General features: G+C 69.6%; 28 protein-coding genes. 8 read left to right on the forward strand and 20 right to left on the reverse strand.

The genetic code is table 11. The features are described from left to right. Nucleotides 1-29 precede the first annotated feature (29 nt). Nucleotides 30-638: a TetR/AcrR family transcriptional regulator gene (locus NNI01S_RS15370; protein ID WP_084488808.1), complete on the forward strand. Its 609-nt coding sequence runs from the start codon at nucleotides 30-32 to the stop codon at nucleotides 636-638. Nucleotides 639-772: 134 nt separating this feature from the next. Beyond that, on the forward strand, nucleotides 773-1,510 hold the full coding sequence (locus NNI01S_RS15375) for an IPT/TIG domain-containing protein (RefSeq protein ID WP_084488809.1): 738 nt from the start codon (nucleotides 773-775) through the stop codon (nucleotides 1,508-1,510). Nucleotides 1,511-1,571: 61 nt separating this feature from the next. Here the strand turns inward: NNI01S_RS15375 and NNI01S_RS15380 are convergent, their stop codons facing one another. The 4 genes from NNI01S_RS15380 to NNI01S_RS15395 all read right to left on the reverse strand — a co-directional run bounded on the left by NNI01S_RS15380 (nucleotide 1,572) and on the right by NNI01S_RS15395 (nucleotide 4,600). Next, nucleotides 1,572-2,633 (reverse strand): NAD-dependent epimerase/dehydratase family protein, encoded by a 1,062-nt coding sequence (locus NNI01S_RS15380; RefSeq protein WP_063020791.1) that lies wholly within the window; start codon nucleotides 2,631-2,633, stop codon nucleotides 1,572-1,574. Between the two features lie 82 nt (nucleotides 2,634-2,715). Next, on the reverse strand, nucleotides 2,716-2,958 hold the full coding sequence (locus NNI01S_RS15385; protein ID WP_063020934.1) for a hypothetical protein: 243 nt from the start codon (nucleotides 2,956-2,958) through the stop codon (nucleotides 2,716-2,718). 43 nt (nucleotides 2,959-3,001) lie between these two features. Continuing rightward, nucleotides 3,002-3,328: a hypothetical protein gene (locus tag NNI01S_RS15390; RefSeq protein WP_063020792.1), complete on the reverse strand. Its 327-nt coding sequence runs from the start codon at nucleotides 3,326-3,328 to the stop codon at nucleotides 3,002-3,004. A gap of 111 nt (nucleotides 3,329-3,439) precedes the next feature. Then, the gene (locus NNI01S_RS15395) at nucleotides 3,440-4,600 is read right to left on the reverse strand and encodes a lipase family protein (RefSeq protein WP_063020935.1); all 1,161 of its coding nucleotides are present in this window, start codon (nucleotides 4,598-4,600) and stop codon (nucleotides 3,440-3,442) included. Between the two features lie 449 nt (nucleotides 4,601-5,049). Between NNI01S_RS15395 and NNI01S_RS33585 the strand changes: the two genes are divergently transcribed. Beyond that, a complete protein-coding gene (locus NNI01S_RS33585; RefSeq protein ID WP_063020793.1) occupies nucleotides 5,050-5,454 on the forward strand; it encodes a hypothetical protein in 405 nt (134 codons plus the stop codon). 258 nt (nucleotides 5,455-5,712) lie between these two features. After that, on the forward strand, nucleotides 5,713-6,024 hold the full coding sequence (locus NNI01S_RS15405) for a DUF427 domain-containing protein (RefSeq protein WP_063020794.1): 312 nt from the start codon (nucleotides 5,713-5,715) through the stop codon (nucleotides 6,022-6,024). A gap of 298 nt (nucleotides 6,025-6,322) precedes the next feature. Here the strand turns inward: NNI01S_RS15405 and NNI01S_RS15410 are convergent, their stop codons facing one another. Continuing rightward, on the reverse strand, nucleotides 6,323-6,844 hold the full coding sequence (locus NNI01S_RS15410) for an OmpA family protein (protein ID WP_063020795.1): 522 nt from the start codon (nucleotides 6,842-6,844) through the stop codon (nucleotides 6,323-6,325). Nucleotides 6,845-7,220: 376 nt separating this feature from the next. Between NNI01S_RS15410 and NNI01S_RS15415 the strand changes: the two genes are divergently transcribed. Continuing rightward, on the forward strand, nucleotides 7,221-8,096 hold the full coding sequence (locus NNI01S_RS15415) for a hypothetical protein (RefSeq protein ID WP_063020796.1): 876 nt from the start codon (nucleotides 7,221-7,223) through the stop codon (nucleotides 8,094-8,096). 22 nt (nucleotides 8,097-8,118) lie between these two features. On the opposite strand, the gene NNI01S_RS15420 is transcribed toward NNI01S_RS15415, so the two are convergent. Together NNI01S_RS15420 and NNI01S_RS15425 are read right to left on the reverse strand one after the other, a co-directional pair. Beyond that, nucleotides 8,119-8,517 (reverse strand): NUDIX hydrolase, encoded by a 399-nt coding sequence (locus NNI01S_RS15420; RefSeq protein ID WP_063020797.1) that lies wholly within the window; start codon nucleotides 8,515-8,517, stop codon nucleotides 8,119-8,121. Between the two features lie 63 nt (nucleotides 8,518-8,580). Further along, nucleotides 8,581-9,174, reverse strand: coding sequence for a helix-turn-helix domain-containing protein (locus NNI01S_RS15425; protein ID WP_063020798.1), 594 nt, complete (start codon nucleotides 9,172-9,174; stop codon nucleotides 8,581-8,583). Between the two features lie 222 nt (nucleotides 9,175-9,396). On the opposite strand from NNI01S_RS15425, the gene NNI01S_RS15430 reads away from it, so the two are divergent. Beyond that, nucleotides 9,397-10,389 carry an NAD-dependent epimerase/dehydratase family protein gene (locus NNI01S_RS15430; protein WP_063020936.1) on the forward strand — a complete coding sequence of 331 codons (993 nt, stop codon included), beginning with the start codon at nucleotides 9,397-9,399 and terminating at the stop codon, nucleotides 10,387-10,389. Nucleotides 10,390-10,392: 3 nt separating this feature from the next. Here NNI01S_RS15430 and NNI01S_RS15435 read toward each other — a convergent pair whose 3' ends face one another. The 9 genes from NNI01S_RS15435 to NNI01S_RS15475 form a co-directional block, all read right to left on the reverse strand. Next, complete coding sequence (locus NNI01S_RS15435) at nucleotides 10,393-11,163, reverse strand: glucose 1-dehydrogenase (protein WP_063020799.1); 771 nt, start codon at nucleotides 11,161-11,163, stop codon at nucleotides 10,393-10,395. Nucleotides 11,164-11,239: 76 nt separating this feature from the next. Next, complete coding sequence (locus NNI01S_RS15440) at nucleotides 11,240-12,088, reverse strand: helix-turn-helix transcriptional regulator (RefSeq protein ID WP_063020800.1); 849 nt, start codon at nucleotides 12,086-12,088, stop codon at nucleotides 11,240-11,242. Nucleotides 12,089-12,293: 205 nt separating this feature from the next. Further along, nucleotides 12,294-13,484: a cytochrome P450 family protein gene (locus NNI01S_RS15445; RefSeq protein WP_084488811.1), complete on the reverse strand. Its 1,191-nt coding sequence runs from the start codon at nucleotides 13,482-13,484 to the stop codon at nucleotides 12,294-12,296. A 41-nt stretch (nucleotides 13,485-13,525) separates the two neighbouring features. Beyond that, on the reverse strand, nucleotides 13,526-14,797 hold the full coding sequence (locus tag NNI01S_RS15450; protein WP_063020802.1) for a cytochrome P450 family protein: 1,272 nt from the start codon (nucleotides 14,795-14,797) through the stop codon (nucleotides 13,526-13,528). Continuing rightward, nucleotides 14,794-15,438 (reverse strand): GTP-binding protein, encoded by a 645-nt coding sequence (locus NNI01S_RS15455; RefSeq protein WP_439956134.1) that lies wholly within the window; start codon nucleotides 15,436-15,438, stop codon nucleotides 14,794-14,796. The genes NNI01S_RS15450 and NNI01S_RS15455 overlap by 4 nt, the downstream gene beginning before the upstream one ends. Next, nucleotides 15,419-15,784: a DUF742 domain-containing protein gene (locus tag NNI01S_RS15460; protein ID WP_063020803.1), complete on the reverse strand. Its 366-nt coding sequence runs from the start codon at nucleotides 15,782-15,784 to the stop codon at nucleotides 15,419-15,421. The genes NNI01S_RS15455 and NNI01S_RS15460 overlap by 20 nt, the downstream gene beginning before the upstream one ends. After that, nucleotides 15,781-16,197 (reverse strand): roadblock/LC7 domain-containing protein, encoded by a 417-nt coding sequence (locus NNI01S_RS15465; protein ID WP_063020804.1) that lies wholly within the window; start codon nucleotides 16,195-16,197, stop codon nucleotides 15,781-15,783. Before NNI01S_RS15465 ends, NNI01S_RS15460 begins: the two co-directional genes overlap by 4 nt. Continuing rightward, complete coding sequence (locus NNI01S_RS15470; RefSeq protein ID WP_245676164.1) at nucleotides 16,194-17,627, reverse strand: sensor histidine kinase; 1,434 nt, start codon at nucleotides 17,625-17,627, stop codon at nucleotides 16,194-16,196. The genes NNI01S_RS15465 and NNI01S_RS15470 overlap by 4 nt, the downstream gene beginning before the upstream one ends. A gap of 465 nt (nucleotides 17,628-18,092) precedes the next feature. After that, nucleotides 18,093-18,509: a hypothetical protein gene (locus NNI01S_RS15475; RefSeq protein ID WP_157114808.1), complete on the reverse strand. Its 417-nt coding sequence runs from the start codon at nucleotides 18,507-18,509 to the stop codon at nucleotides 18,093-18,095. 175 nt (nucleotides 18,510-18,684) lie between these two features. On the opposite strand from NNI01S_RS15475, the gene NNI01S_RS15480 reads away from it, so the two are divergent. Both NNI01S_RS15480 and NNI01S_RS15485 read left to right on the forward strand, forming a co-directional pair. After that, on the forward strand, nucleotides 18,685-19,092 hold the full coding sequence (locus tag NNI01S_RS15480; RefSeq protein ID WP_063020939.1) for a TIGR03668 family PPOX class F420-dependent oxidoreductase: 408 nt from the start codon (nucleotides 18,685-18,687) through the stop codon (nucleotides 19,090-19,092). Between the two features lie 95 nt (nucleotides 19,093-19,187). Beyond that, nucleotides 19,188-19,619 carry a nitroreductase/quinone reductase family protein gene (locus tag NNI01S_RS15485; RefSeq protein WP_063020940.1) on the forward strand — a complete coding sequence of 144 codons (432 nt, stop codon included), beginning with the start codon at nucleotides 19,188-19,190 and terminating at the stop codon, nucleotides 19,617-19,619. Between the two features lie 25 nt (nucleotides 19,620-19,644). On the opposite strand, the gene NNI01S_RS15490 is transcribed toward NNI01S_RS15485, so the two are convergent. The 4 genes from NNI01S_RS15490 to NNI01S_RS15505 all read right to left on the reverse strand — a co-directional run bounded on the left by NNI01S_RS15490 (nucleotide 19,645) and on the right by NNI01S_RS15505 (nucleotide 24,611). Beyond that, nucleotides 19,645-20,862 carry an MFS transporter gene (locus NNI01S_RS15490; RefSeq protein WP_174554405.1) on the reverse strand — a complete coding sequence of 406 codons (1,218 nt, stop codon included), beginning with the start codon at nucleotides 20,860-20,862 and terminating at the stop codon, nucleotides 19,645-19,647. Beyond that, nucleotides 20,862-21,503, reverse strand: coding sequence for a GntR family transcriptional regulator (locus NNI01S_RS15495; protein ID WP_063020806.1), 642 nt, complete (start codon nucleotides 21,501-21,503; stop codon nucleotides 20,862-20,864). Before NNI01S_RS15495 ends, NNI01S_RS15490 begins: the two co-directional genes overlap by 1 nt. Before the next feature lie 141 nt (nucleotides 21,504-21,644). Then, nucleotides 21,645-23,054 carry an amidase gene (locus tag NNI01S_RS15500; RefSeq protein WP_063020807.1) on the reverse strand — a complete coding sequence of 470 codons (1,410 nt, stop codon included), beginning with the start codon at nucleotides 23,052-23,054 and terminating at the stop codon, nucleotides 21,645-21,647. A gap of 111 nt (nucleotides 23,055-23,165) precedes the next feature. Then, nucleotides 23,166-24,611 carry an amino acid permease gene (locus NNI01S_RS15505; protein ID WP_157114809.1) on the reverse strand — a complete coding sequence of 482 codons (1,446 nt, stop codon included), beginning with the start codon at nucleotides 24,609-24,611 and terminating at the stop codon, nucleotides 23,166-23,168. Between the last annotated feature and the right edge of the window lie 110 nt (nucleotides 24,612-24,721).

Raw genomic sequence — 24,721 nt, forward strand, 5'->3', positions numbered from 1 at the left:
TGCTCTAGTCTGGGAGGGTGACGGAGAGAATGTCAACCAGCACCCCCGAACGCCTGGTCACCGCGACGGCCGAACTGATGCGGACGCAGGGGTACGCGGGAACGAGCGTCAAGCAGATCACTGTCGCCGCCCGCGCTCCGATGGGTTCGCTCTATCACCACTTCCCCGAAGGGAAGCCGCAGCTCGCCGCCGCCGCGCTGCGGACATCCGGAGCCGCGTACATCCAGTTGCTCCCGCTGCTGCTGGACGCCCACGACGATCTGTGCGAAGCGGTCACCGCCGCGTTCGCGGCCGCCGCCGAACAGATCGAGCAGACCGGCTGGATCAACATGTGCCCGGTCGGCACCGTCGCAGGCGAGGTCGCCGACAGCGAACCGGCGCTCCGCGAAGTCGCCGCGCAGGTCATCGCCTCCTGGATCGACGAGGGGGCCGGCTACTTCGTCCGCCGCGGCCTGTCCGCTGGCGACGCCCGCGAGTTCATCGTCGCCGTACTCGCCGCTCTCGAAGGCGCTTTCGTTCTCAGCCGCACTCTGCGCTCGACCGAACCATTGCACGCGGCGGGCCGGTCGTTACGCGCCAGAATCGAGGAAATGCTGGGCCGGAGCGCGCCGATAGCGGGCCCGGCGAAAGCAGACTAAAACGGACCAAAACGGATCGCATTTGCATTGCCGCAGAACTGGTTTCAGAGCGTTAATGGTTACAGCCGGGCTACCTGAAGGTCGAGCACCCCCCGGCGCAGGGAATCAATCGCTGAAACAAAGGGGGCACTGCCATGCCTACTGTCACTTCTGTAACGCCGACCACGGGCCCGACTTCGGGGGGTAACAGTGTGGTCATCGCCGGAACCGGATTCACCGGCCCGGCCACGGTGCGGTTCGGCACGACCGCAACGACTTTCACGCTCGATTCCACCACGCAGATCACCGCGATCGCTCCACCGGGAACCGGTACGGTGCAGGTCACTGTGGCGAATGCGGACGGGACCAGCAATGGTGTTCCCTACACCTACGTCGTGCCGGTTCCGGTGGTGGCCTCGCTCATTCCGAATTTCGGTCCCGCGACGGGTGGAACGTTGGTCTCGATCGTCGGAACCGGCTTCACCGGAGTCACTTCCGTCAACTTCGGTGCCACCCCCGCCACGTTCTTCTTCGCGATTTCCAGCACGCTGATCATCGCGATCGCTCCGCCGGGAACGGGGGCGGTTCCGGTCACCGTCAGCAATTCGGCCGGCACGAGTCCGGGAGTGCCGTTCACGTATGTGTCGGTCCCCACGCTGATTTCGGTCACCCCGAATACGGGTCCCGTGACCGGCGGCACCGCGGTCACGATCACCGGAACCGGCTTCACCGGGGCCACGGGCGTGTTCTTCGGATTCCTTCCGGCCGTCTCGTTCACGGTGAATTCCGACACGCAGATCACCGCGGTCACCCCGGTGGGGTTCGGTCCTGCGCCGGTCACGGTCACCGCTCCCGGCGGGATCGCCACCGGCGTGTTCTTCACCTACGTCTGACGGCAACGCCGCAGCCGTAGGCAGTCGCGGTGCGCAGGGGGATCCGGGTTCGGCCGGGTGACTAGCCGACACCCAGCTCTCGTCCGCCCACCCCGGAGGCGAACTCCCGCCAGCGCCAGGGTCCGCCCGCTTCGCGCGCCAAGGGAGGCGAGTCCGCCCCTGCGCCCGCACGCAAACCGGAGAGCAAGTGCCGGAGGGCATCGACCGCGGTGAACCGCGGCGTCCACCCCAGCTCTGCCCGCGCGCGACCGGTGTCCAGGATCGGCAGACGCATCACCGCGTCGAACAGGTCCGGCGCCGCGGGCAGGGCCCGGGCGTGCCAGCCCATCGCGAGCGCCGCGCGGACGAGCGCGGGCGGCACGGACACCACCCGGGCGTCGAAGAGTTCGGCCAGCCGGGCGCGATCGATCACCGGCTCCGCGGCCAGATTGAACGGTCCGCGGGCGTCGGTCGCGATGGCGAGCGCATAGGCGCGGGCGACGTCGTCGCTGTGCACCGCCTGGAATCGCAGCCCGCGCGGCAGCGGCAGCAGCGGCGGCAGGCCGGGCCGGATGAGCCGATTCGGCAGCAGCGGTCCGGCGAACAGACGCCGCTGCTGGCTGGCGGTCTCCCGGCGGAAGATGAACGCCGGGCGCATGCGAACCACACGGCGATCCGGGTTCTCGGCCTCGAACCGGTCCAGCAGTCTTTCGACGTACGCCTTCTCCCGCGTGTACGCGGCCGGGGGCCAGCCGTCGGTCGGCCAGCTCTCCGGCACCGGCTCGTCGTCGTGGCACGGAGAGTACGCGCCGACCGAGGAGGCATAGATCAAGGCGGGCACCTGCGCCGCGGCCACGGCGCGCAGCACCCGTTCGGTGCCGCCGACATTCGCGCCCCAGGTGACCATGGGCTGATGGGTGGGCTGGAACAGCCACGCCAGATGCACCACCACGTCGGCCCCGTGGAAATGCGCCTCTAGATCGTCGGTGCGCACGTCAGCGCGCACCCATTCCACGCCTTCCCGTGGCTTGCCCGGCACGCGCCGCGCGATCCCCACGATCGAGCCGACCCCCGCTTCGGCCGACAGCGTCTCCAGCAGGCTCGTCCCCACGTTTCCGGTGGCACCGATCACGACGACGCGCATGTCTGCTCCTTGGCTCGGCGGTGAGATCCGACAGCGAGAGGGCGGCCGTGCGGCCACCCTCCCCGCTCATCGTCGCGAAATGTCAGATATCCGATTTGGCGAGACGCTTGGACAGCAGCTCTTTGCCCATCCGGCCGCCTTTGCGGCTGTCGGCCTGCGCCTTGCGGAAGAACTCCACCAGTTCGCTGTCTCCGTCACGTTCCGCGTCCTGGATGAATGTGTCCAGACGCAGAGCATTCTCCAGGGACGCCTCGACGAACCAGATCAAGTTGTAGTCCTTGTCCCTGGTGCCGGTGACGGTGCCTGTTTCCTGCTGCTCGGCCATCTCCACTCCTCTCGCTGCTACGTCGTCGAGCCGCGCGCCGAGCTCAATCCCGTCCGAGCGCGTGCGCCAGCTCCTTCTTCGTCATCTTCGAGCGGCCTTCGACATTGCGTTTCTTGGCCTCGTTGTACAGCTGGTCGCGGGTCGGCCCTTGTGCGCCGCTGTGCGACCGCTGGCCTCCCCGCTGCTGCGGGGACTTGTCGTCGGTCGATGTCTTGCTCGCGGTCTTGGACTGCCCGGACTGGGCGCGGTTCTTGTTGACCGTGCGAGCGGCCATCTCCTTCGCTCGTCCCGTGCTCGCGCCGCGGGACTTCGCCGAATCCTTGATGTGCTCGTATTGGCGTTCCTGCTTGTCGCTCCAAGCCTTCGGCATGTCATCACCTCCTGTGCTTGCGGCATACCCGGCGAATCCGCGCGCAATCCGGGTCGGGAGAAACGCGGCCCCGTCCCACGGCGCCCAGCTGTCGGCGGACGTACGGATGTGTCAGCAGTTGCTGGGTGCCGGCGCGCCCACGACCCGGCCCTCGAGCCACGGCAGCACGGCGGGGGAGCCGAGGACCGCCGCGGTCAGATGCTCGGCGTCGGGCACGTGCAGCGTCTGCAGCGGTACTCCGGCGGAGCACCAGTGGTGGATCGTGTTGTCGATGGCGTCGATCGGAATCAGCGGGTCACTCGGCGAATGCCATTCGAAGATCGGGATTTCCGGCGCGCCCGGGTAGAGCTCCACGCTGTTCTCCTGCACCACCGACCATGCGATCGGCATGTCGAAGACCGAGGGGCTGTCCACGAAATCGCGCGCGCTGCCGCCTGCTCCGATGGCGAGGATGTCGTTGGTGCAGCTGTTGGCCATGGCGTCGCGCAGCGCCCGGCCGCGCGCGTTGAGATTCTGGCTGATCGGCACCCGGTCCGGGTACTCCCGTTCCAGACCGATCGCGGCTGCCATGGCCAAGCCGAACGCCGGGTGCGGCTCGAAACCCAACCCTCGCGCCATCGCCACCAGATTCATCGGGGCGCCGCCGATGGCCGCGCCCGCGAGCCGCAGATCAGGTGCGTAGGACGGTTGCAGCGCGGCCGCCCATGCGGTGGCGAGGCCACCGCCGGAGTAACCGGCCAGCGCCGCCGGGCTGTTCTGCAGCCCGAGTTCGGGTAGTCGCTTCGCCGCGCGAACGCCGTCCAACGTGATCTGGCCGCCCAAACGCCCGGCGCCGAGCGCGAACTGGGGGCCGAGATGATCCGGCAGCGCGATACTCCAGCCCCGCGCCAGCAGGACGTTCAGCATCGACGCGGACGCCGACAGATTCAAATCGTTGTGGTAGAGCAGGTGCGATACCGCGCAGCCGGTGCCGAGTGAGTTGATGAAGTGCTGATACGACAGCAGCGGCATGCCGGGCCGATGTCCGAGCGGGGTGAGGATCGTGGTGGTCGCCGCGATCGGCGCGCCACGCGAATTGGTGGACCGGAACTCGACCAGCCGCACGGCGGCGCCGGGGAAGAGGGGCAGTGGCGGCAGGGCGCGCACGTCCAGCACGTCGCCAGGGTTGTGCGCCGCAAGATCTGCCGGTGCGGCATAGAACGGGTCCGGATCGGGCAGTGGATAGACCGGTTCCGCAGTGGCCGTCGTCGCCAGCAGGAGGGCGAGTGCCATCCCGCTCAGCGCGCCGAGCACACGGACCGGACCGAAGCGTTTGCCGCCGGGGAAACGTAGAAACGGACGAGTCACGACCTTGACCTCCAGGGGTAGTTCGTCGCATTCGCCGACCAGTTTTCTGCACCGAGTGCATCTTTCGGCAAACTACCAGCGACCTTAGCGGCTAAGTCGGGAATGCGTGAAAAACTTTCTGGCAGCGGCAAAACTCGCGGAATTTGCCGAGTTCAAGCGAGCTATCGCAGACCTCAGCAATCTGTCAGCCATTGATGACTCTCCGGGGTGGTGCGAGCGGGAACCGCAGACGGACGACTCGGCTGCGACCCGCTGCGCGGGCAACGGCCACAGCGGGGCGAAGGTATTCGATCAGGGGTTGCGACGCGGCGCGAGCACGGCTTGGCTGGATCACATACACAGCGACGAGGTTCAGGACGAAGGAAGGAGCGGTCATGTCCAAGTCATCAGCCCAGAAGGTCCGCGAATCCGGCTCCCGATCAGCCGAGCCGGCGCGCGCGGTACCGGCCGCCGAGACAGAATCCTCGCCGAAAGCGGGCACCTCGACGACCCCACACGTCCGGTTGCGGGTCCCGGTTCCGACGGTGGGCATGCGGATGGCGCGAATTCCGCTTCCGCCCGGGCCGCGCGCCGTGGCGAACGGCGTCTCTTCGGCTACGACGGCGGTGCGCAACCGGGCGCCGGATCGGGAGTCGCTGCTCTACTTCGGCGGGCTCGGAGCGGCGGCGGTCACCGGGCTGGTGTCGTGGCCGGTCGCCGGGGCGATCGGCGTCGGCGTCTGGGTGGCCGAGCACGCGCGTCGTACTCCCGCCACGAGGGGGAACGGCGCCGAAACATGACCTGGCCGCCGGGTTCGCTCCTGGTGGCCTCGAGTTCCCCGCCGCAGGCGCCGTGGCGCCGTGCTCAGCTCTGCCTAGGGTTGACCGGTCTTGCCCGCTGGGTGATCCGCCGGTGGGCCGATCCCGCGCGGCAGGCCGGTCTCCGTTCGGTCGCGCGCAAGCACGCCGGTGAATCGAAACGGCAACGTCCTTGTACCGACTGGGATACGGCTGTCACAGAGCATTCTCTCGACCCTGTGGGCGCGACAGGATCGCGATATGGCAACCGCAATGTGGAATGGCGAGATTCTGGCTAGTAGCGACGACACCGTCCTCGTCGAAGGCAACCACTACTTCCCGGTGGAGTCCGTCCGGACGCAGTTTCTGCGGCCTTCCGACACTCATACGACTTGTCCGTGGAAGGGTGAAGCCAGCTACTACACCCTGGACGTCAACGGCGCCGTCAACGAGGACGCCGCCTGGTATTACCCTGAGCCGAAAAGCGAGGCGGAGCAGATCAGGGACCACGTCGCCTTCTGGCACGACGTAGAGGTGACCGCCGACGAGATACCGAGTTCCGCACTTCGCTGACGGCGAGCGGCCGCCGTGCCGGTCGCGGGATTCCGATCCGCCTTCGCGAGAAGCCAGGCGTCGGCGCGTCTTTGGGCATTCGCCCGGTGGCCGAGCCGATGAACGCCGCCGAGAAGCGCCTCCGGCCTCGGCATCCACTACTGCCCCGGCGCGCCGCTGGCGCTGCTGGAGGTGTTGCTGCGAAAGGTGTGCGAGATCGAATTGCGCTCGGACACGCCGCGGTTCGGCGTCGCTGCCCACCCGGTTCACCCCCGTGTAGGCGCGCGCCCCCGGGCCGGGCCCGGCCCGGGGGCGGCGGTCAGTCGCCGACCACCTCGATCTTCGCTTCGTCGACCTTGACATCCTCCCCGGACGGGTTGCCCTCGGGTTTCACGGTGATGCGCGACTTGTCGACGCCGGCGGCTTCGAGTTCGGCCGCGATGTTGTCACCCCTGGATTTTGCCAGCGATTCGGCGGTCGCGGAGTTCGCGGCCTCGGCGTAGGTCGTGATCTCCACTTCGGCGTCGTTGCCCTTCAACGGGACCGCCACCGCTTTGATGGTGGCGACGTCGGTCCCGCTGAGATCGGAGCTGCCGCTGTCGAAAGTGATCGGCGCGGCGGCAAGCGCCGCGTTGATCGCGTCCTGGATCACCTGCTGCGCGGTGTTCAGGCCCGAGCGCACGGCCGACGACGCGGTCGCGGCCAGGCTGCTGCGCATGGGATGGGTGTGTTCACTGGTCGACGCCGCGGAATCCGAGCTGTCGTCGGACCCGCACGCGGCGGTCATGAGCAGCGCGACGGCCACAGCGGCGATTCCGCTGACGCTTTTCCTGGATATCATCTGCCTACTCCTGTTTCGGTGGATAAATCCCCTGTGCGTCATTCGGTGGGATGCGTGGAATTGTCCGGCACGGAGCCGGGACCGCGGTCGGGCCCGCGCGTGAATATCGGCTCGGTGGTGCCAGCGCATTCGATCCTCGCACAGGCGCGCCTTCCGGCGTGTCTTTTCACGGTCGCCGCATTTCTCGGTCACGATCGGCGCAATTGTCACCGGAAGGCGCGCGAGTCGCCACGAGCGCGGCGTAGCGTCGATTCGGCGAATCGCGGGTTTCCGCCTGATCCGGCGATGACCGGTTCGGGACGAGCCGACATCGACGGCGCGGGGCAGTCGCGAATCCGCCCCTGGGCGGCCGGGTGAGCAGAGGAAGTGAAACACGGTGCGGTCGGTGAAATTGTCCGTGGCACTGGCCCGGGAAGTCTCGCTGGCGCGGTCCCGGGCCGCGACCGGATGGTTGCGCGGTACGCCCCAAGGCCGCACCGCGCGCCGGGTGATCGAAGGCTTCGCCGAGATCCAGCTCGTCGATCGGTCGATGGTGCTCGCCGCGCAGATCTTCACCTCCGTATTACCGGTGATCATCGCCGCGTCGGTGTTCAGTGGCTGGCATGCGGCGGCGGAAGCGATCAACGACCAGCTCGGATTCGATTCCGGGTCACTCGGCGGCGACGCGGGCACGGCTCCGGCCGATCCGGCGCTGGCCGCGTTCGGCGTGGTCGGACTGCTCATGGTCGTGCTGGGCGGCACGTCGTTCGCCCGGGCGCTCGCCCGTGTCTATGCGGCGGTGTGGAAGGTGCCCGCCCTCGGCCCCCGCGATGCGTGGCGCTGGCTGGCCGCACTGCTCGCGGTCGCGATCGCGGTGGCGCTGGTGGGGCAGACCAGGGAACTCGCCCAGATCCGTTATGCGGGCAGGCCGCTGGCTCTGGTGGGTGAGGCGGTCGTCTGGGGATGCGTCTGGACGGCCGCGCCGTACCTGCTCACCAAGGGAGCGCTGACCGGACGACTGCTGTGGGTGTCCGGAGCGCTCACTGCCGCCGGTTTGACCGCGATGCACGTGGTGGGGCGTGTGGTACTGCCGCGCACCACGGCGAACGCCGAAGCGCATTTCGGACCCCTCGGACTGGCCTTCACGACGGTCAGCTGGCTTTTCGTCCTGTCGGTGGTGATCGTGGGCGCGGCGTCGATCGTCAAAGCGCTCGCCCTGGACGAGACCGCCGTCGGTCGCTTTCTCCGCGGTCCGCAGCCCAACGACCTGTGACGCGGCCCGGGACTTCTCGGGACTACCAGTCGACCGCGCCGAGTTCGTGGAGTTTGCGGAAGACCAGCATCGAGCCGGGGGCCACATGGTCCATGGCGGCGTACTCGCTCACGGTGAAGTAACGCAGTTCGGCGATCTCGCTGGTGGGGCTGGGGTCGCCGTCGAGTTCCGCGGTGAAGCAGGTCATGTGCAGCCGGGTACCGGGGGAGTGGCCGTACGCCTCGGCCTGGAACACCCCGAGTTCGTCGCAGGTGACGACGCCGACGCCGAGTTCCTCGCGAACCTCGCGGTGCAGCGCCGCCTCGGGCGTCTCGCCCGGGTCGATCTTGCCCCCGGCCATGTAGAAGACGTCCTTGCCGACCGAGCGCGCCTGCAGCAGGCGGCGATCCCGGACATGGGCCAGCGCGGCGGTGTGGATCACCGGCCCACTGTACTGAGCGACCGCGACGGGTCGTCAACCGGATTTCGCGCGGATCGCCGCCGCTCAGCGCTCGGGTACGGCGCGGTGCAGCAGTTCGCCGATGCGCCGGTGGATCAGCGCGGTGTCGTCCCCGTCGGCGACGAATTCCAAGAACAGCGCCGCACCGGCCGCCAGCGCGATGACGGCCCTGGCATCCAGTTCGGACTGTGCGCGGGATGCGGTGTCCGCGGCGAAGAGCGCGGCCGCCGGGGCGCTGAACCCGCTCCACAGCCGGTGGCGCAACTGCTGGTCCCGATCGAGCGCGGTCAACAGCCCCGGAACCGCGGCGCGCACATCGCCGCGCGCGAACAGTTCCCGGCTGCCGCGCAGTACCCACTCGACCCACCCCCGCTGATCGGTCCCCTCGAACGGCCCCAAGTCTGGCGTCTCACCCAGCACGGCGTGCAGCACCAGTTCGGCCTTCGATTGCCAGCGGCGCGCGATGGAGGCCCGGCCGACGCCCGCGCGGGCCGCCACAGCCCGCACGCTCAGCTCGTCCCATCCGCCTTCGACCAGCATCTCCCGCACGGTCGCCAGCACCCGCTGTTCGACCGAGTCGTCCCGTGGCCGGCCGACGGCCCGGCTCGCCGACTGCGACTCCCGCGCCGTTTCGTCCATGCCGCTCCCCGCTCCCAATTACGATGCCAATGGCATCGAATTTATATTCGTGCTTCCGATGTGCGGCCATTGTCGCGTGCGCCGCGGGCGCGGCGCCGGTGGACCGAACGACGGAATCCGTGATGACGAAGGAACGAAATGGGCGGATCGAAGGACATTCCGGCGGACACCGGCACGGCGACACGAGGAGCGGACGGGGACGGAAGGCAGCCGGCAACCGGTCTGCGCATCGCCGTCACCGGCGGCACCGGCTACCTCGGCGCCCACACCGTCTCCGCCCTGCTGCGGGCGGGGCACCGCATCGTCCTGCTGGTCCATCCCAGCGAATCCATCTCGGCGGTCGTCGGCATGTTCGACGCCCCGCCCGAAGCGCTCTCGGTGCTGCCGGGGGACATCCGCGACCCGAAGACGGTCGAGGCTCTGCTCGACGGATGCGACGCCGTCCTGCACGCGGCAGGCGTGGTCGGCACCGACAACCGGCGCGAGCAACTGATGTGGGAGGTCAACGTCCACGCGACCGCCACTGTCCTGACTCGCGCTAGCGCGCTCGGCCTGGACCCGATCGTGCACGTCGCCAGCTACAGCGCACTGTTCCCCAGTCCCGATCCGGTCATCACGCCCGACAGCCCGACCGCGCCGGGGCGCAGTGCCTACGGCCGCACCAAGTCGGCCGCCGATCGGATCGCGCGGGCGTTGCAGGCCGCGGGCGCTCCGGTCGTGATCACCTACCCGTCCAGCGTCGTCGGCCCCGGCCTCGGGGCGCAGGCCGGGATCACCTCCGACGGCTGGGGCGCCATCCTGCGGGCCCGCGTCGCTCCGCGCATCCGCGGTGGGATGCAGATGATCGACGTCCGGGACGTGGCCGCGGTGCACGCCGCCGTCATGCGCCCGGGTCTCGGGCCACGGCGTTATCTGTGCGGCGGCCGTATGGTGGCGTTCGACGAGATCGTGGACATCCTGGAAGGCGCGGTGGGACAGCGTATCCGCCGGATCCCGGTGCCGAATGCCGCGCTGCTGGGACTCGGACGGCTCACCGACGCCGCCGCCCGATTCCTGCCGATCAGCGCGGGTCTCAGCTACGAGGCCGCGTGGTTGCTGACCACCGCCACGCCGACCGACGACTCCCGCACGCTGGCCGAACTCGATCTGCGCTGGCGGCCCATCCGTGAAGCGATCGTCGACTCCGTGCGGCACGAAGCCGGTTCGCGGACGTGACGGTCAGATCAGCTCCCGGGAAATGGCCGCCACCAGACCGCCATCGATCACCAAATCCTGCCCGTTGATGTAAGACGCCTCGGCGGAGGCGAGGAATGCCACGGCGTCGGCCACCTCGTCGGCGGTGCCCAACCGGCGGCTCGCCACTTCGGCGAGCACGGCGGCGTGCGCGCCGGGGCTGACGTTGTCGTGGAACATCGGGGTCTGGATGTACCCGGGACTTACCGAATTGACTCGAATCCCCTTGGGGCCCAGCTCCGCGGCGAGCGTGCGGGCCAGGTTGTGCACGGCCGCCTTGGTGGCCGCGTACAGCGTGGCGCCGGGCAGGCCGCGATGCAGCGTCCACGACGCGTTGATGACGACCGACGCGTGCTCCGACAGCAGCGGCAGCGCCTTCTGGATGGTGAAGAACACGCCCTTGAAATTCGTGTCCACCACCCGGTCGAACTCGTCCTCGGTGATCTCGGCGCTCGGCTGGAAGGACGCGACCCCCGCGTTGGCGAAGACCACGTCGAGGTGGCCGTGCCGGTCGTGGAGGGCGGCGGCGAGCGCGTCGAGGTCGGCCAGACGTCCCGCGTCGGCTCGGATCGCGGTGACTCGCTCGCCACCGTGCAGTGTTTCGACCGCCGCGTCCAGCCGCGCCTTGTCCCGGCCGGTGATCACCACCTGCGCGCCTTCGGCGAGCAGCCGTCGTGCGGCGGCCAGCCCCATGCCGCTCGAGCCGCCGGTGACCAGCGCGACCTTACCGTCGAATCGGGAGATGTTGTGCGTCATGGGAATCAGCGTGCCGAAGGTCCCGGCAGGCGAACAGTGTCCAGTCGACCTGGGTGTGGCACCACCAGGCTACGGGTCACGCCGGGGTGGCGAGCCCGAGCCGTAGCAGGTCGTCCACCCGTTGCGCGGTGCCGGTGCCCGGCTGCGGGTTGTAGAGCACCAGGAACCAGCCGGGATGGTCGGCCACCGCGAGGGTGGTCGTGTCGAACAGTAGGTCACCGGCGTCGGGATGGCGCACCGCCTTCACGGCCTGCACGGCGGCGTCCACGTCGTGGCGAGCCCACAGCTGATCGAACTCGGCGCTCGCGGCGCTGAGTTCGTCGATCACCCGGCCGAACTCGGGGTCGTCGGGGGCGTGCGCCGCGTCGGCACGGAAAGCGGCGACGACCGCGGGCGCGATCGCGCCCCACGCCACGTGCATGCCCCGGTACCGGGGATTGGTGAAGAAGGAGACCAGGCAGTTGCGGTCGGCATCGCCGAACCCGAAGACCGATCGCGCCGCCTCGTTGACCGCGAGCAGATTCCAATAGCGATCGCGCAGCACCGCGGGCCGCGCACCCCACGCGTCGAGCAGCCGACGCAACTCGGGGGTGACCTCGGTGTCGCGCGTCCGGCCGGGCGGCGGGTTGAGACCGGCGAGCAGATACAGATGCGTCCGCTCCGGCCCGGACAGGCGCAGTGCCGTGCCTATCGCGTCGAGCACCTCCGCCGACACGGTGATGTCACGTCCCTGTTCCAGCCAGGTGTACCAGGACACACCCACACCGGCGAGCAACGCGACCTCTTCCCGCCGCAGGCCGGGTGTGCGCCGTCGGCCTCCTGTCGGCAGGCCGACGTCTGTAGGTGTGAGCCGGGCGCGGCGGGTGCGGAGGAACTCGCGCAGCTGGACGCGCCGGTGTGGCGCCGCTGGGGATTCGCTGGCCATATGCCACCGTAACAATCAGTGCGCCGGGTCGTGTGGTCAGTTAGAACCGCGGGCCGGGTGCGTGCCGTCGGCGTCCCGTCGGCACGTCGACCTCCGCGGCGTGAGCCGCGCTCCGCGGGTTCGGAGGAACTCACTCGTGCGGGGCGCGCCGGTGTGGCGCCGCTGAGGATCCGCACCGTATTCACGGCACCAACCGGCGTGCGGATCAGTTCCCGAGATACACCGGGAACGATTCGAGATCGTTCTGGGTGAGCACCGGGAGGTTGCGGATCTGTTCGACCGGCACGGCGAAGCGCAGATCGGGGAAGCGGGTGAACAAGGCGGGCAGGGCGATTCCCGCCTCGAGGCGGGCGAGCGCCGCGCCGGGGCAGATATGTGGGCCGAATCCGAAAGCCAAGTGCCGGTTGGCGGTCGGGCGGGCGACGTCGAAGTCGTCGGCGTCGTCGCCGTGTACGGCGAAGTCGCGGCCGATCGCGCGGTAGGACATGACCACTCCTTCGCCCTGCTCGATGACGGTGCCGCCGACGGCGATGTCCTCGGTGGCGAAACGCATCAGCAGGTGGGTCACCGGACTGTCCCAGCGCAGGGTCTCCTCCACCGCCGCGTCCCAGGTGAGGTCACCGGCGCGGATGGCGCTCAACTGGTCCGGCCGCCCCAGCAGCGCGCGCACGGCGTTGAGGATGAGACCGATCGTGGTTTCGTGCCCGGCGGCCACCAGCGCCTTCAGGTTGCCCACCACCTCTTCCTCGGTCAGCGGCTCGGTGTCGTCGCCGCCGACGATGAAGGCGCTGGTCAGGTCGTCGGTCGGGTCGGCGGCCTTCTTGCGCACCAGGTCGGTGAAATAGACGTCCAGCTCGTCGATCACCCGCAGCCGTTCGTCCTGCGGTGTGAGCAGCGAGAAGAACGCCTTGTACCAGTCGAGCAGCATCGGATGATCGGCGCGGTCCACTCCCATCAGCTCACTGATGACCCGCATCGGCAGCGGATAGGCGAACACCGTCTTCAAGTCGACCGCCGCGCCGTCGCGTCCCGCCTCGGCGAGATCCTCCAGCAGTTCGGCGGTCATCCGCTCGATCGCCGGGCGCAACGCGTCCAGCCTGCGTTTGGTCAGCGCCTGGGTGGTCTTGATCCGCAGCCTGCGGTGCTCGGGACCGTCGACGGTGAACATGGAACGGCCCGCGTCGATCATGCCGATCAGCGGCCACTGCCTGGTCACCGCGCCGGACTGCCACAGCGACCACGCGCCGATGTCCTTGACCAGCCGGGTGTCGACCAGCAGTTGCCTGGCCAGCGCGTGCTGGGTGACGGTCCAGGCGGGCACGCCGAGCAGCTCGATCCGGGCGAGCGGACCGGCGGCACGAAGCAGGCTGGTCTCGCCACCGAGATCGCCGACCATCGGATCGATGACAAGGGTCGTTGCGTGTGGGCATTCTCTGCTCACGGGGTACCTCCGACGGCGCGAACGGGTGTGAAGCGGACAGGCAGGGATGTCATGCCGCGCAGGAACGCCGACGGTCGCCGGACCAGGTTCTGGGCGGGTACCGCCAAGTCGAGGTCGGGCAGCCGGTCGAGCAGCACCTCGATGCCGGTGCGCGCGATGACCTCGGCGATCTCCTGCGCGGGGAAGGGGCAGCGGTATTCGCCGTAGCTGAACGCGAAGTGCGCGCTGTTGCCGGTGTGCGCGGGATCGGCGCCGTCGGAAACATGCTGGCGCACGTGCGGATCGGCGTTGGCCGCGGCCAGGCCGAGCAGCAGCATGTCACCGGCCCGGATGACCTTGTCGCCCAGCCGCGTGTCACGGGCGGCCCAGCGCCCGGCCAGGATCTGCGTCGGCGTGTCCTCCCACAGCACTTCGTTCATCGCCTGGCCCACGCTGTGGCGCCCGCCGCCGAGCGCGGCGGCGAACCGGTCGTCGGTGAGCATCAGCCGCACCGAGTTCCCGATCCAGTCGGCCGTGGGCAGATACCCCGCGGCGGTGACCGCCATGAGGTCCAGGACGTATTCCTGGTCGGTGAACGGGCCGGGATGCGTGAGCATCCAGGACACGAGGTCGCCGCCCCGCGCGGCCTTCTTGGTCGCCAGCAGGCGCTGCATGTGCTCGGCGAACTGCTGGTGGGCGGCCTGGGCGTCGGCCCCGCCGTCGGCAAGCGTCTTCATCGTCCAGGCCAGCCGCGGTCCGTCCTCGTCGGGGAAGCCGAGGACCCGCGCCAGCGCCAGCACCGGCAGCGGCTCGGCGAAATCGGCGACCAGCTCCGCTTCGCCCCGGCCACAGAACCCGTCGATCAAGCGGTCGGCCAAGTCCTCGCAGGTGCGGCGCAATGCGAAGGTGTCGACCGTCTCCAGCGCGGGCTCCACCATCGCCACGTGTCTGCGGTGTTCCGCGCCCGCGGTGAAATAGATCGACGGCATCGGCTGCCCGACCATCGGCAGCAGCGGCCAGTCCGGCGGGATGTTCGGCCACTGGTTCCACCGGCCGACGTCGCGCGGAAACAACTCGGGATCACTGGTCACCTGGTGCAATTCGCGGTAGCCGATGACCAGCCAGGCGGGCACGCCGCCGGGCAGCTCGACGGCGGCCACCGCGCCGTGCTCGCGGCGCATCTCGTGATAGAGCTGATGTGGGTCGGTGTGGAAACGCGGGCCGCTCAACATGACCGGCGCTGTGTGGCCGGGGCAGCTGTCGGTGGAACTCGGCGCGGGCGTGGTCATGACGCGGCCTCCGGAGTCGGGAACAGGGGTCGCCGGGCCGCCGGGGCCGGCGCGAGGGAGTAGAGGTGCTCGACGAGCGTGATGAGGACGCCCTTGCCGGACTCGCGGGAGCGGGCGTCGCAGTCGATCACCGGCACGTGCGGATCCAGGTCCAGCGCGTCACGGACTTCGTCGGGGCGGTGCCCGCCGCCGAAGTCGTTGCAGGCCACGACGAACGGCGTGCGCTGGTGTTCCAGCCGGTCCACGGCGTACCAGGAATCGGCGATCCGGTGCGGATCGACCAGCACGATCGCGCCGAGCGCGCCGGTGAACAGCCGATCCCAGAGGAACCGGAATCGCTCCTGCCCGGGTGCGCCGAACAGATACAGCACGTGCTCGTCATCGATGGTGATCCGCCCGAAGTCGAAGGCGACGGTCGTGGTCGCCTTCCCCGGCGCGCCACTGGGATCGTCGATCTCCAGCCCCTCGTCGGTCATGATCGCCTCGGTGTCGAGGGGGCGGATCTCGCTGACAGCGCGGACCATGGTCGTCTTGCCCACGCCGAAACCGCCGACTATGACGATCTTCAATCCCCGCGTCGTCGCCTGATGCAGGGGTGCGTCCGCGCGGGTGGGGCGCGGGTCAGAGTTTGCGAAGTCCAACGAGCACCTTCTCGAGCGTCGTGGTGTCGGGCAGGGAGTGCCAGGGCGAACCGGGTGCGGCGGCATGCGGAGGGCGCACGGTGACCTTGCCCGCGTGCAGCAGGTCCGACAGCAGGATGGTGGCGATGCCGACCGGGATCCGCAGTTCGGCGGCGATTTCCACGACGGCGGTCGGGGCACGGCACAGCTCGAGGATCGCGACGTGCTCGGACTGCATACCCGGCGTCGGCGCGCACTCGCTGACCACCAGGGTGACCAGGTCGAAGGTGTCGGAGTCCGGCTTGCTGCGCCCGCCGGTCAGCGTGTAGAGCCGGTCGGGGTCGTCGTCGCGGCCTGACCTGATCACGACACGCCCGCTCCCGGAAAGCGAGGTGCCGACGCCAAGTGTTCGCCGAGCTGTTCCACCAGCTCGCGCATGTTGTGGCCGACCAGTCCGGCGTCCGCGTCCTCGTCGGCGACGACCGCGATGTGCGCGCCCAGCCCGGCCTCGACGATGAACAGGATGCCGCCGTAGAACTCGGTCATCGACTGGCGTACCCCGGCCCGGCCGTCGCCGAATTCCACCGAGGCGCCGTGCGAGAGGCTCTGGATGCCCGCGGCGATGGCGGCGAGCTGGTCGGCCCCGTCCACGGTGAGTTCGGGCGTGTGACAGATCTTCAACCCGTCGCTGGACAGCAGCAGGGCATGCCTGGTGCGCGGCGTGCGGGTGAGCAGCTGTTCCAACAGCCAGCTCAGCTGGGCGGTCTCGGAGGTCGTCATCGTTCGTTCTCCACGGAGATGGAAGGGGCGGGGGAGGGGACGGCGGCGCTGCCGGTCGCGGGCCTGGTCACCGCGCGCTGGAACGCGCCGAGCGCATCCGGCCGTGCCGCGGGAGGCGCCGGCACGGGTGGCTCCGGTGTGGCGAGCCCATCGGGGTGGACGGCGGCCAGCGTGCTGCCTCGCCGCCGCTTGGGCAGTACCGGGCTCGCACCTGTGGAGGAGTGCTCGGCGGTAGGGGCGCGCGTTGTGCCGGGTGTCACGGGCTCCGGATCGGCGTGTGCGGGGCCCGGCGGCGTGATGGCGGCGGCGCGACCGCGGGCGACAGGCAGCGCGCCGGTGGTGGTGGACGGCTGCGGCCGCTCCACCCGGGTGGTGAGATCGCGCGGTATCACGACGACCACGGCGGTGCCGCCGATGGCGGAGGGCCGGAAGGAGACGGTGAGCCCGTGCTTGCGCGCGAGATTGCCCACCACGGCGAGACCGAGCCTGGTCCCGGTGAGCGAGGACAGGTCGGCGCCCGCGCCGCGGGTGCCCGGGCCGCGGGTGCCCGGGCCGGTGACCGCCACCGCCGCCTCGGCGCGGCGCAGCGCCGACTCGCTCATGACCAGCCCGCTGTCCTCGATGGTGATGATGACGCCCGCGGGTACCTCGGCGGCGTAGACGTGCACCTCGGTGGTGGGCGGGGAGAAGTTGCAGGCGTTGTCGAGCAGCTCCGCCACCGTGTGCATGATGCCCTCCGCGGCGTGCCCGGAGACAGCGATATCGGCGATCGCGCGCAACCGCACCCGCTGATAGCCCGCCACGCGTCCCATCGCGCCGCGCAGAATCGATTCCATGGCAATGGGTTTGGCCCACCGGCGGCCGGATCGCGCGCCGCTGAGCACGGCGATGCTGTCGGCCAGCCTGCCCGCCTGGGCGGTGCGGTGATCCAGCTGCAGCAGATCGGCGAGCACGGTGGGATCGCCGTGGCGGTGTTCCATCTCGCGCAGCTCCGCCAGCATGCTGGTGGTCATCGCCTGCATGCGCCCCGCGGCGCCCGCGAAGGCCGCCATGGCCGCGGTACGACGGCTCTCGCTGGTCTCGGCGCGCGCTTGGTAATCGGCGACGGCCGCGGTCGCCGCGGTGACCTCGGCCCGCGCGCCCGCGGTGGCGAGTGCGCGGTCGTCCCGGGCCCGGACCGCCACGTGCCGGGCATACCGGGCTTGCCTGCGGAAGTGGACCGCCGCCGTCACCGCCGCGCACAGGGCGAGGGCCGCGGCGGTGGCACCGGCCGCGAGCGCGATCCGGAATTCCACGGGTGCGTAGTACACCGCCGCCGTGACGGCGGCCGTGCTCGCGACAACGCAGGCCGACAATGTCGCGTACGGCGTTTTCGGGTGGCCGACAGCGTCTTCGACGGGCTTACTCGCCGCCGCGTTCAACTCTGACAAGTTCCGTACTTCCGCACTCGCGCTCACCGGCCGGGAAATGGCATCATTGCCCCCTTCCGCGTGCCCCATCCACCCCAAATACGCAGACCGGCAAGCAGTTTCGAAATATCGCGGCCCGAGCATAGCGGGCGGGCCGGTGCGGCGCCACTCGGGCGGATTTCGAAGGAGCGGCGTACGGGTGAATATTCCCAGGACCGTGTAGATGCTCGGATTACGCTGGTGCGGGCCGAAAAGCGCGCCACGAGAGCGGGGTCGGTGAAAGAATTGCCGAATTCCTGTTTGCCTGGAATTCACTATCGGCGGGCCGGGCTCGTGCGGGCCGCGGTATTCCGGCGCGGTATTCGAAATCTAGATTATCGGTGCGCCGGGTTGTCGTGGCGGTGCGAGGTGAGCGTGCCGAGGCGGTGTGGCCGGCCCGCCGGGCTGCTGGGCCGGGGGCCGAAACCGAGCCGCTGTCGTGACCGATCAGAGTTGTGCGGTCTGCTCGCACGGAGGCAGGCCGTCGGCCTCACGGAGTACTTCGGCGACGGATTCCAGGTACAGCAGCGTGCGCAGCGACACGCCGTTCACGGCTTGGCCGAGGCGGCGCAGCGCCGAATTGTCCAGGTGCGCGATCACTTCGGCGTCGTCGGCCCGGTCCGGGCCGGGATCGAAGACGAAATAGCTGGGGTCGAGCCCGAACACGTGCGCGAGGCCGGCGCGGGCCTGCTCCGGCAGCGCGGTGAGCTGTCCGCGCCGGACTTTCGCCAGCTGGCCTGGCGTCAAGTCGTACCCGGCCGCGGTCACCCATGTTTCGACCGTATCGTCGGCGAGCGGGCGCCCGTGCGCGCGCTCCCACATCTCGAACGCTAGGTTCAGCCGGGCAGTGATATCGATTTCCACGACCGCCTCCACCTTCTGGGGACATAGCCTCTTGACGGGTCACACATTGACTCGACCGTAGCGTGGGAGTAGTCGATCCCCGTGATTTCACGGCAAATGTCCGGTTGCATAGGGGACGGAACCGACTGGATCCCCGGTTCACCGGGATTACGACGTCGAGGAGGCGGGTGTGCTGCTGAATTCCGAGGAGGCCCGCAAACGATTCGCGACCAGTCCGGTCGCGCGGTTGGCGACGATTTCGGCCCGGCTGCGCCCGCATCTGGTGCCCATCGTCTTCGCCGTGGCCGGCGAGATCGTCTACACCAGCGTCGACGCGAAACCGAAGACGACCACCGCGCTGCGGCGGCTGGACAACATCGCGGCGAACCCGGCGGTCGCCGTGCTCGTCGACCGCTACGACGACGACTGGGCCCAGTTGTGGTGGGCTCGCGCGGACGGTGACGCCCGCCTCGCCCACGGCGCCGAGGCGGAGGAAGCGATCCGCCGATTGACCGCGCGCTATCCCCACTACGAGCGACGGCCGCCACCCGGCCCGGTGATAGCCATCGAGGTGGCCCGCTGGTCGGGGTGGTCCGCGAGCTGAGCGAGCCGTGCCGGTTCGGGTACAGTCCGATTCGCCGCCTCCCGCCGCGGGAGACGGCGAATCGGACCACCCGTCGAGCCGATCGTGAGGATCGCATGCCCTCGAATTTCGCGCTGAAGGCCATGAATACGGTGCATCGCGCCCTGCTGAAGCTCAGCTTCGGAAAGCTGGGCAACGATTTCGCCGGCATGCCGTCGCTCGAACTCACGACCACCGGCCGCAAATCCGGGCGGCAGCACACGGTGATGCTCACGGCCCCGGTCGTCGACGGCGACACCTACGTCGTCGTCGCCTCGCGGGGCGGCGACCCGGTCCACCCGGCGTGGTTCCTGAATCTGCGCGACAACCCGGACGTCGTCGTGTCGGTGCGCAGCGGGCCGAAGGAGCCGATGACGGCTCGGGTGGCCACCGCGCAGGAGCGGGCGCAGCTGTGGCCCCGGGTCACCGCCGCGCAGTCGGTCTACGCCGGATATCAGACCAAGACCACGCGCGAGATCCCGCTTGTTCTGCTGACGCCGAAGGGATGAGATCCGCGCCGCGCGGCGGCGACGGTCAGCCTCGATAGTCGCGCAGCACCAGAGCCAGGCACCCGGCTGCCGCGAGCGCGCCTGCCCCGAACATCGCCGGATAGCCGAGCCCGTAGGTGTCGTGCAGGAACGACAGCAGGGCCGGGGTGCCGAAACCGAGGTAGCTCGCCGAATAGAAGACGGCGGTCAGCCCGGCCAGATCGTCCGGGCGGGCGATGCGTTCGATCTCTTGCAGACCGGCCACCAGGCCGATGCCGTAACCGGCACCGAGCACCGCGGCGGCGGCGACCGTCGCCCACAAGGTCAGCAGGCCGGATGCCAGCGCGGCGAGTGCCATCCCGATCGTCACCGCGATCAGCGCCGCCGCGGCAGCCCGTGCGGTGCCCGGCCGGTCGATCCGGCGCGCGACGGATTGGACGGCGAATCCGCAGCCCAGCGTGACCAGGCAGACCATGGCGGAGAACGCGATCGGAGCCGTGCCCACCCGAGGCGCCACGAGCGCGGGCAGCACCGCGTACGCCGCCGCGGCGGAGGTGAACAACCATAGGGCGGCAGGCAGCGCGATCGTGCGGAAACGCCGGTGACCCGCTGCGGGAATCCGCAGGTCATCACGCAGGCGGCCGGAAATCGGCCGCCGGGGGACGGTTTCCGGCGCCCGCCTGACCCACACGGCCGTGATCAGGCACAGTCCCACGTCGACCAGGTACGCCAGGGTGTGCGGCCACGGCGCCCATTGCGCGAGCCCGCCTGCGCAGCAGGCGCCGAGCGCGAAGCCGCCGGTGAGACTCATCGCGGAGCGGCGCGCGCCCGTGCCCGCGGGCGGTTGCGGGCCGTAGGGCGGTTGCGTCAGTTCTTTGAGCCAGCTGCCGCCGACGGCCATCGCCAGCCCGAGCGCGATCCCGCACAGCACCCGGCCGGCCGCCATCAGCGGCACCGCCGCGGACCCGAACGCGAGCAGCAGCGATCCGGTCGCGGCGATCAGCGGCGCGGGCCGGAGCAGGGCGCGGCGACCGTGCCGATCCGACAGGGGGCCGCCGATCAGCAACGCGGGCACGATGCCGAGCACGTAATAGAACAGCAGCAGATCGACGGTGGTGGCCGCCAGCCCGTCGTTCTTGTACATCACCAGCAGCGGCGTGAATTCGTTACCGCCCCAGGCGATGGCGAACATCGCGGCGGCCACACCCCGCCAGCGTCCCGCGACGACCGGGCCGGCGGGCGCGGTGACGGTCGGTGTCGCCATCACCGGCCTCGTAGTTCCAGCTGGTGCACGCCGGACAGGTGCTCGATCAGCGCGACGGCGAATCCGTCGACGTCCGCCGCCGCCACCAGGTCGGCCAGCCGCGCGTGCTGCTCGATGATCCGGGTGATGTCGACCGGACCGCGGCGCAGCGCGACGCTGTTCATCCGGCGCTGGCGTTCGCGCAGCGAGTCGTAGAACCCCGACAGCAGCGGATTGCCGCCCGCGAGGACATAGGTTCGGTGAAAGTCCGTGTCGGCGAGGGCGAACGTGTCGAGATCACCCGCGGCGGCCAGTTCACGCTGCCGGTCGATCGAAGAACGCAACGCCTCGACCAGCCCGCCGGTGTCGTTCGCGGTCGCGCTGCGGACGGCAGCGGTTTCCACCACGTAGCGGGCGTGCGCGACGTGCTCGGCCTCGTCCGGCGGAATCGGCACGACCAGCGCGCCGCGCTTGGGGTAGAGCTTCATCCAGCCCTCGGTCTCCAGCCGCAGGAACGCCTCGCGTACCGGCGTGCGGGAGGTGCCCAGGTCGGCGGCGATCTCCCCCTCGCTGATCAACTCGCCCCCGGCCAGCGCGCCCGAGAGGATTCGCTCCTTGACGGCGCGATAGGCGTGTTCGGCCGATGAATACGTCTTAGACACAAGTTGTATCTTACCGAGTGATAACGACGAGTTTGCGCGAGGGTCGCCTTCGGAACACGACAACGCTGCCGTAAAGAGAGCGCGCACGCGAGCCGCACCTGCCCCATAGGGCGCCCGATGTGCCGGAAGCCCCGGGTGGAGCTATCCGGCCGGGTGGATGACCGGACGGGGCTGCGGACGCGCCTGCTCGAGTTGTGCGGCGATCGGGAGAATTCTCGTCTCGCCGTTCGTTGGGCCGACCAGCTGAACCGACAGCGGAAGCCCGTCGTCGCCGACACCCGCGGGCAACGAGGCGGCGGGATGGCCGGTGACGTTCCAGATCGCGGTGTAGGCGACCATCGGAACGGAGGCGAGCTGCGCGCGCACCGTGTTCGCCCCGTCGAGTACGCCGAGCAGCGGCGGGCGGATCGCGATGGTGGGCGTCAGCAGCAGATCACACTCGGTGAAGAGGCGATCGGCCTTGCGCCGCACCACCTCTCCGCGCCGGATCGCCCACTCGACGACCGGCCCGCGCGCCCAGGCGCCGGCCGCGATCGTCTGTCTGGTGCGGCGTTCCAGCAGTTCCGGATGATCCACCTCGGCCAATTCGGCGCGCACGCCGCCGAAGAACTGCGGGAAGAAAGCGTGCGTGGAATCCGGATAGCGTGGACTGATCTCCGCCACCGTGTGGCCCAGCTCGGCGAGCAGTTTCGCCGTGTCGCGGACCGCGCGCACATGCTGCGGATCCGGTCGCACCGCCGGAATCGGTGATTTGACGCTGTAGCCGATGCGCAGCGGCCGCGCCGGTCCGCGCGCCGCCGCTTCGAACGAGGTCGCCGGTTCCGTCGCCCGGAACCGGTCGGTCGGGGTGCTGCCGCGGATCACGTCGAAGACCACGGCGGAGTCCAGCACCCCGCGGGTCAGCGGCCCCGCGACGCCCAGCGCCCACCACAGGTGCTCGTTGGGGGAAAGCGGCACTCGCCCGCGTTGCGGCTTGAGCCCGAACAATCCGCAGCACGCTGCCGGAATCCGGATCGACCCGCCACCGTCGCCGCCCAGCGCGGCGGGCACGAGCCCGGCCGCCACCGCGGCGGCGGACCCGCCGCTCGATCCGCCCGCGGAGCGGCTCGGATCCCACGGATTGTGGGCCATGCCGAAGGTGCTGGACTCGGTGAACGGCCACTGCCCGAATTCCGGCATCGAGGTCTTGCCGACGATGACCGCCCCGGCCGCGCGCAGTCTGCGCACGACCTCGGCATCCGCGACGGCGGGGGTGGCGTTCGCCCTGGTGCCGAAGCTGGTCACCACACCGGCGACGTCGAATTCGTCCTTCACCGCGACCGGCACTCCGTGCAACGGTCCGACCGGGCCGCCCGCCGCGCGTTCCCGGTCCCGCTCGACCGCCTCGGCTCTGGCCTCCTCCCGCAGGACATGGGTGAAGGCGCCGAGGTCCGCGGCGGCATCGATCCCGTCGAGCGTCGCGTCGACCAACTCCTGCGCGGACAGCGCGCCTTGGGCGAGCAGCTCCCGCTGTTCGAGTACACCTGATGAGACCACCTCTTGCAGATCCATCCGCTCGCGCTCCTTCCGGGCTCGACGCCGATGCAGGCATTCCCGACCGTATGCAGTCGAGCAACCTTTCCGCAATGGATAGCGCCTGCGAACCTTCCGTCGATGGGCGGGTCAGGAGGGCGCGGGGCCCTTCGCCGCGATCTGGCGGCCGCGTTCGAGCTCGGAATGCGTGCGCGAGTACCCGAAGTAGACGATCAGGCCGACCACCAGCCAGATCACGAAACGCGCCCAGGTCTCCCAGGGCAGCGACCAGATCAGATACAGCGAGAACCCGATCCCGATCAGCGGTACGACCGGCATGAACGGCAGGCGGAACTCGCGCGGCTCCTCGGGGCGGGTGCGCCGCAGCACGATCACCGCCACCGACACCACGATGAACGCCATCAGGATGCCGATATTGGTCAGCTCGGCGACCACCGTGATGTCCAGCAACCCGGCCATCAGCGCCGAGCCGATGCCGACGATCCAGGTCACCCGGGTGGGCACCTTGCGGACCGGATGGGTCTTGGCGAACCACGCCGGCAGCAGCCCGTCGCGGCTCATGGCGAACCAGACCCGGGTGACGCCGAGCATGAAGGTGAGCACCACGGTGACGATGCCGATGATGGCGCCGACCGCGATGATGTTCGCCACGCCCGGTTGCCCGACCGACTCGAAGGCGGTGGAGAACCCGCTGGTCGGACTGATCTCGGTGTACTTCTGCATGCCGGTGAGCACCAGGGTGGCCAGGACGTAGAGCACCATGGCGATGGCCAGCGAGTAGATGATCGCCTTCGGCAGGTGCTTCTTGCCCTCGGTGGACTCCTCGGCGGCGGTGCTCATCGCGTCGTAGCCGAACACGGCGAAGAAGACGGTGGCCGCGCCCGTCCACACCGCGCCGGTGCCGAACGGGAAGTAGGGGGTGTAGTTCGAGCTGTCGATGTGGAACACGCCGAGCACGATGATCAGCACGACGAGCGCGACCTTGATGCCGACCGCGACGGTCTCGAACCGGCCGACGCTGCGGATACCGCGGGAGAGCAGCCACGCCGTGCCGAGGCAGAACAGCATGGCGAAGACGTCGACGACGTGGCCCTCGCCGGTGCCCGCGGCGCCCAGCATCCAGTCCGGCAGCATGATGTCGACCTGTTCCAGCAGGAACTTGAAGTACCCGGAGACGCCGATGGCCACCACCGCCGCGACCGCGATGTACTCCAGCAGCAGATCCCAGCCGATGAACCAGCCCGCGATCTCGCCGAGCGACACGTACCCGTAGGTGTAGGCGGACCCGGCCTTGGGCACCATTCCGGCGAACTCGGCGTAGCACAACGCGGCGGCGGCGCTGGCCACGCCCGCGATGAGGAACGAGATCAACACCGAAGGTCCGGTGACGGAGTGCGCCACCGCGCCGGCCAGGGTGAAGATGCCCGCGCCGATGATGCCGCCGACGCCGATCGCGGTGAGCTGCCACAATCCGAGCGACCGGGACAGTTGCTCGTCGGCGGGAGTGCCTTCGTCCTCGACCTCGCCTAGCGGTTTCCGGCGGGTCATCTGGGCGCGTAAATGCGCGAGGGACATGGTGATCCTTTCGTCCACTGCGTACGCGACGAGGCGGTCAGCAGATCGCCTTTCGTGCTCCTCAATACGACCACAGGGACGGGGAGATCGATCGGCTGAAGAAAATAAAG

The sequence above is a fragment of the Nocardia niwae NBRC 108934 = DSM 45340 genome (assembly GCF_001613465.1).
Lineage (GTDB): Bacteria > Actinomycetota > Actinomycetes > Mycobacteriales > Mycobacteriaceae > Nocardia > Nocardia niwae.

Bases quoted from the DNA above. Each gene is read 5' to 3' on its own strand.
- NNI01S_RS15410 (WP_063020795.1), bottom strand. From the start codon at position 6,844: ATGATATCCAGGAAAAGCGTCAGCGGAATCGCCGCTGTGGCCGTCGCG.
- NNI01S_RS33585 (WP_063020793.1), top strand. From the start codon at position 5,050: ATGTCCAAGTCATCAGCCCAGAAGGTCCGCGAATCCGGCTCCCGATCA.
- NNI01S_RS15380 (WP_063020791.1), bottom strand. From the start codon at position 2,633: ATGCGCGTCGTCGTGATCGGTGCCACCGGAAACGTGGGGACGAGCCTG.
- NNI01S_RS15405 (WP_063020794.1), top strand. From the start codon at position 5,713: ATGGCAACCGCAATGTGGAATGGCGAGATTCTGGCTAGTAGCGACGAC.
- NNI01S_RS15490 (WP_174554405.1), bottom strand. From the start codon at position 20,862: ATGGCGACACCGACCGTCACCGCGCCCGCCGGCCCGGTCGTCGCGGGA.
- NNI01S_RS15440 (WP_063020800.1), bottom strand. From the start codon at position 12,088: ATGGCCAGCGAATCCCCAGCGGCGCCACACCGGCGCGTCCAGCTGCGC.
- NNI01S_RS15375 (WP_084488809.1), top strand. From the start codon at position 773: ATGCCTACTGTCACTTCTGTAACGCCGACCACGGGCCCGACTTCGGGG.
- NNI01S_RS15445 (WP_084488811.1), bottom strand. From the start codon at position 13,484: ATGGTCGGCGATCTCGGTGGCGAGACCAGCCTGCTTCGTGCCGCCGGT.
- NNI01S_RS15395 (WP_063020935.1), bottom strand. From the start codon at position 4,600: ATGGCACTCGCCCTCCTGCTGGCGACGACGGCCACTGCGGAACCGGTC.
- NNI01S_RS15485 (WP_063020940.1), top strand. From the start codon at position 19,188: ATGCCCTCGAATTTCGCGCTGAAGGCCATGAATACGGTGCATCGCGCC.
- NNI01S_RS15390 (WP_063020792.1), bottom strand. From the start codon at position 3,328: ATGCCGAAGGCTTGGAGCGACAAGCAGGAACGCCAATACGAGCACATC.
- NNI01S_RS15425 (WP_063020798.1), bottom strand. From the start codon at position 9,174: ATGGACGAAACGGCGCGGGAGTCGCAGTCGGCGAGCCGGGCCGTCGGC.
- NNI01S_RS15385 (WP_063020934.1), bottom strand. From the start codon at position 2,958: ATGGCCGAGCAGCAGGAAACAGGCACCGTCACCGGCACCAGGGACAAG.
- NNI01S_RS15505 (WP_157114809.1), bottom strand. From the start codon at position 24,611: ATGTCCCTCGCGCATTTACGCGCCCAGATGACCCGCCGGAAACCGCTA.
- NNI01S_RS15435 (WP_063020799.1), bottom strand. From the start codon at position 11,163: ATGACGCACAACATCTCCCGATTCGACGGTAAGGTCGCGCTGGTCACC.
- NNI01S_RS15450 (WP_063020802.1), bottom strand. From the start codon at position 14,797: ATGACCACGCCCGCGCCGAGTTCCACCGACAGCTGCCCCGGCCACACA.
- NNI01S_RS15500 (WP_063020807.1), bottom strand. From the start codon at position 23,054: ATGGATCTGCAAGAGGTGGTCTCATCAGGTGTACTCGAACAGCGGGAG.
- NNI01S_RS15465 (WP_063020804.1), bottom strand. From the start codon at position 16,197: ATGACGACCTCCGAGACCGCCCAGCTGAGCTGGCTGTTGGAACAGCTG.
- NNI01S_RS15370 (WP_084488808.1), top strand. From the start codon at position 30: ATGTCAACCAGCACCCCCGAACGCCTGGTCACCGCGACGGCCGAACTG.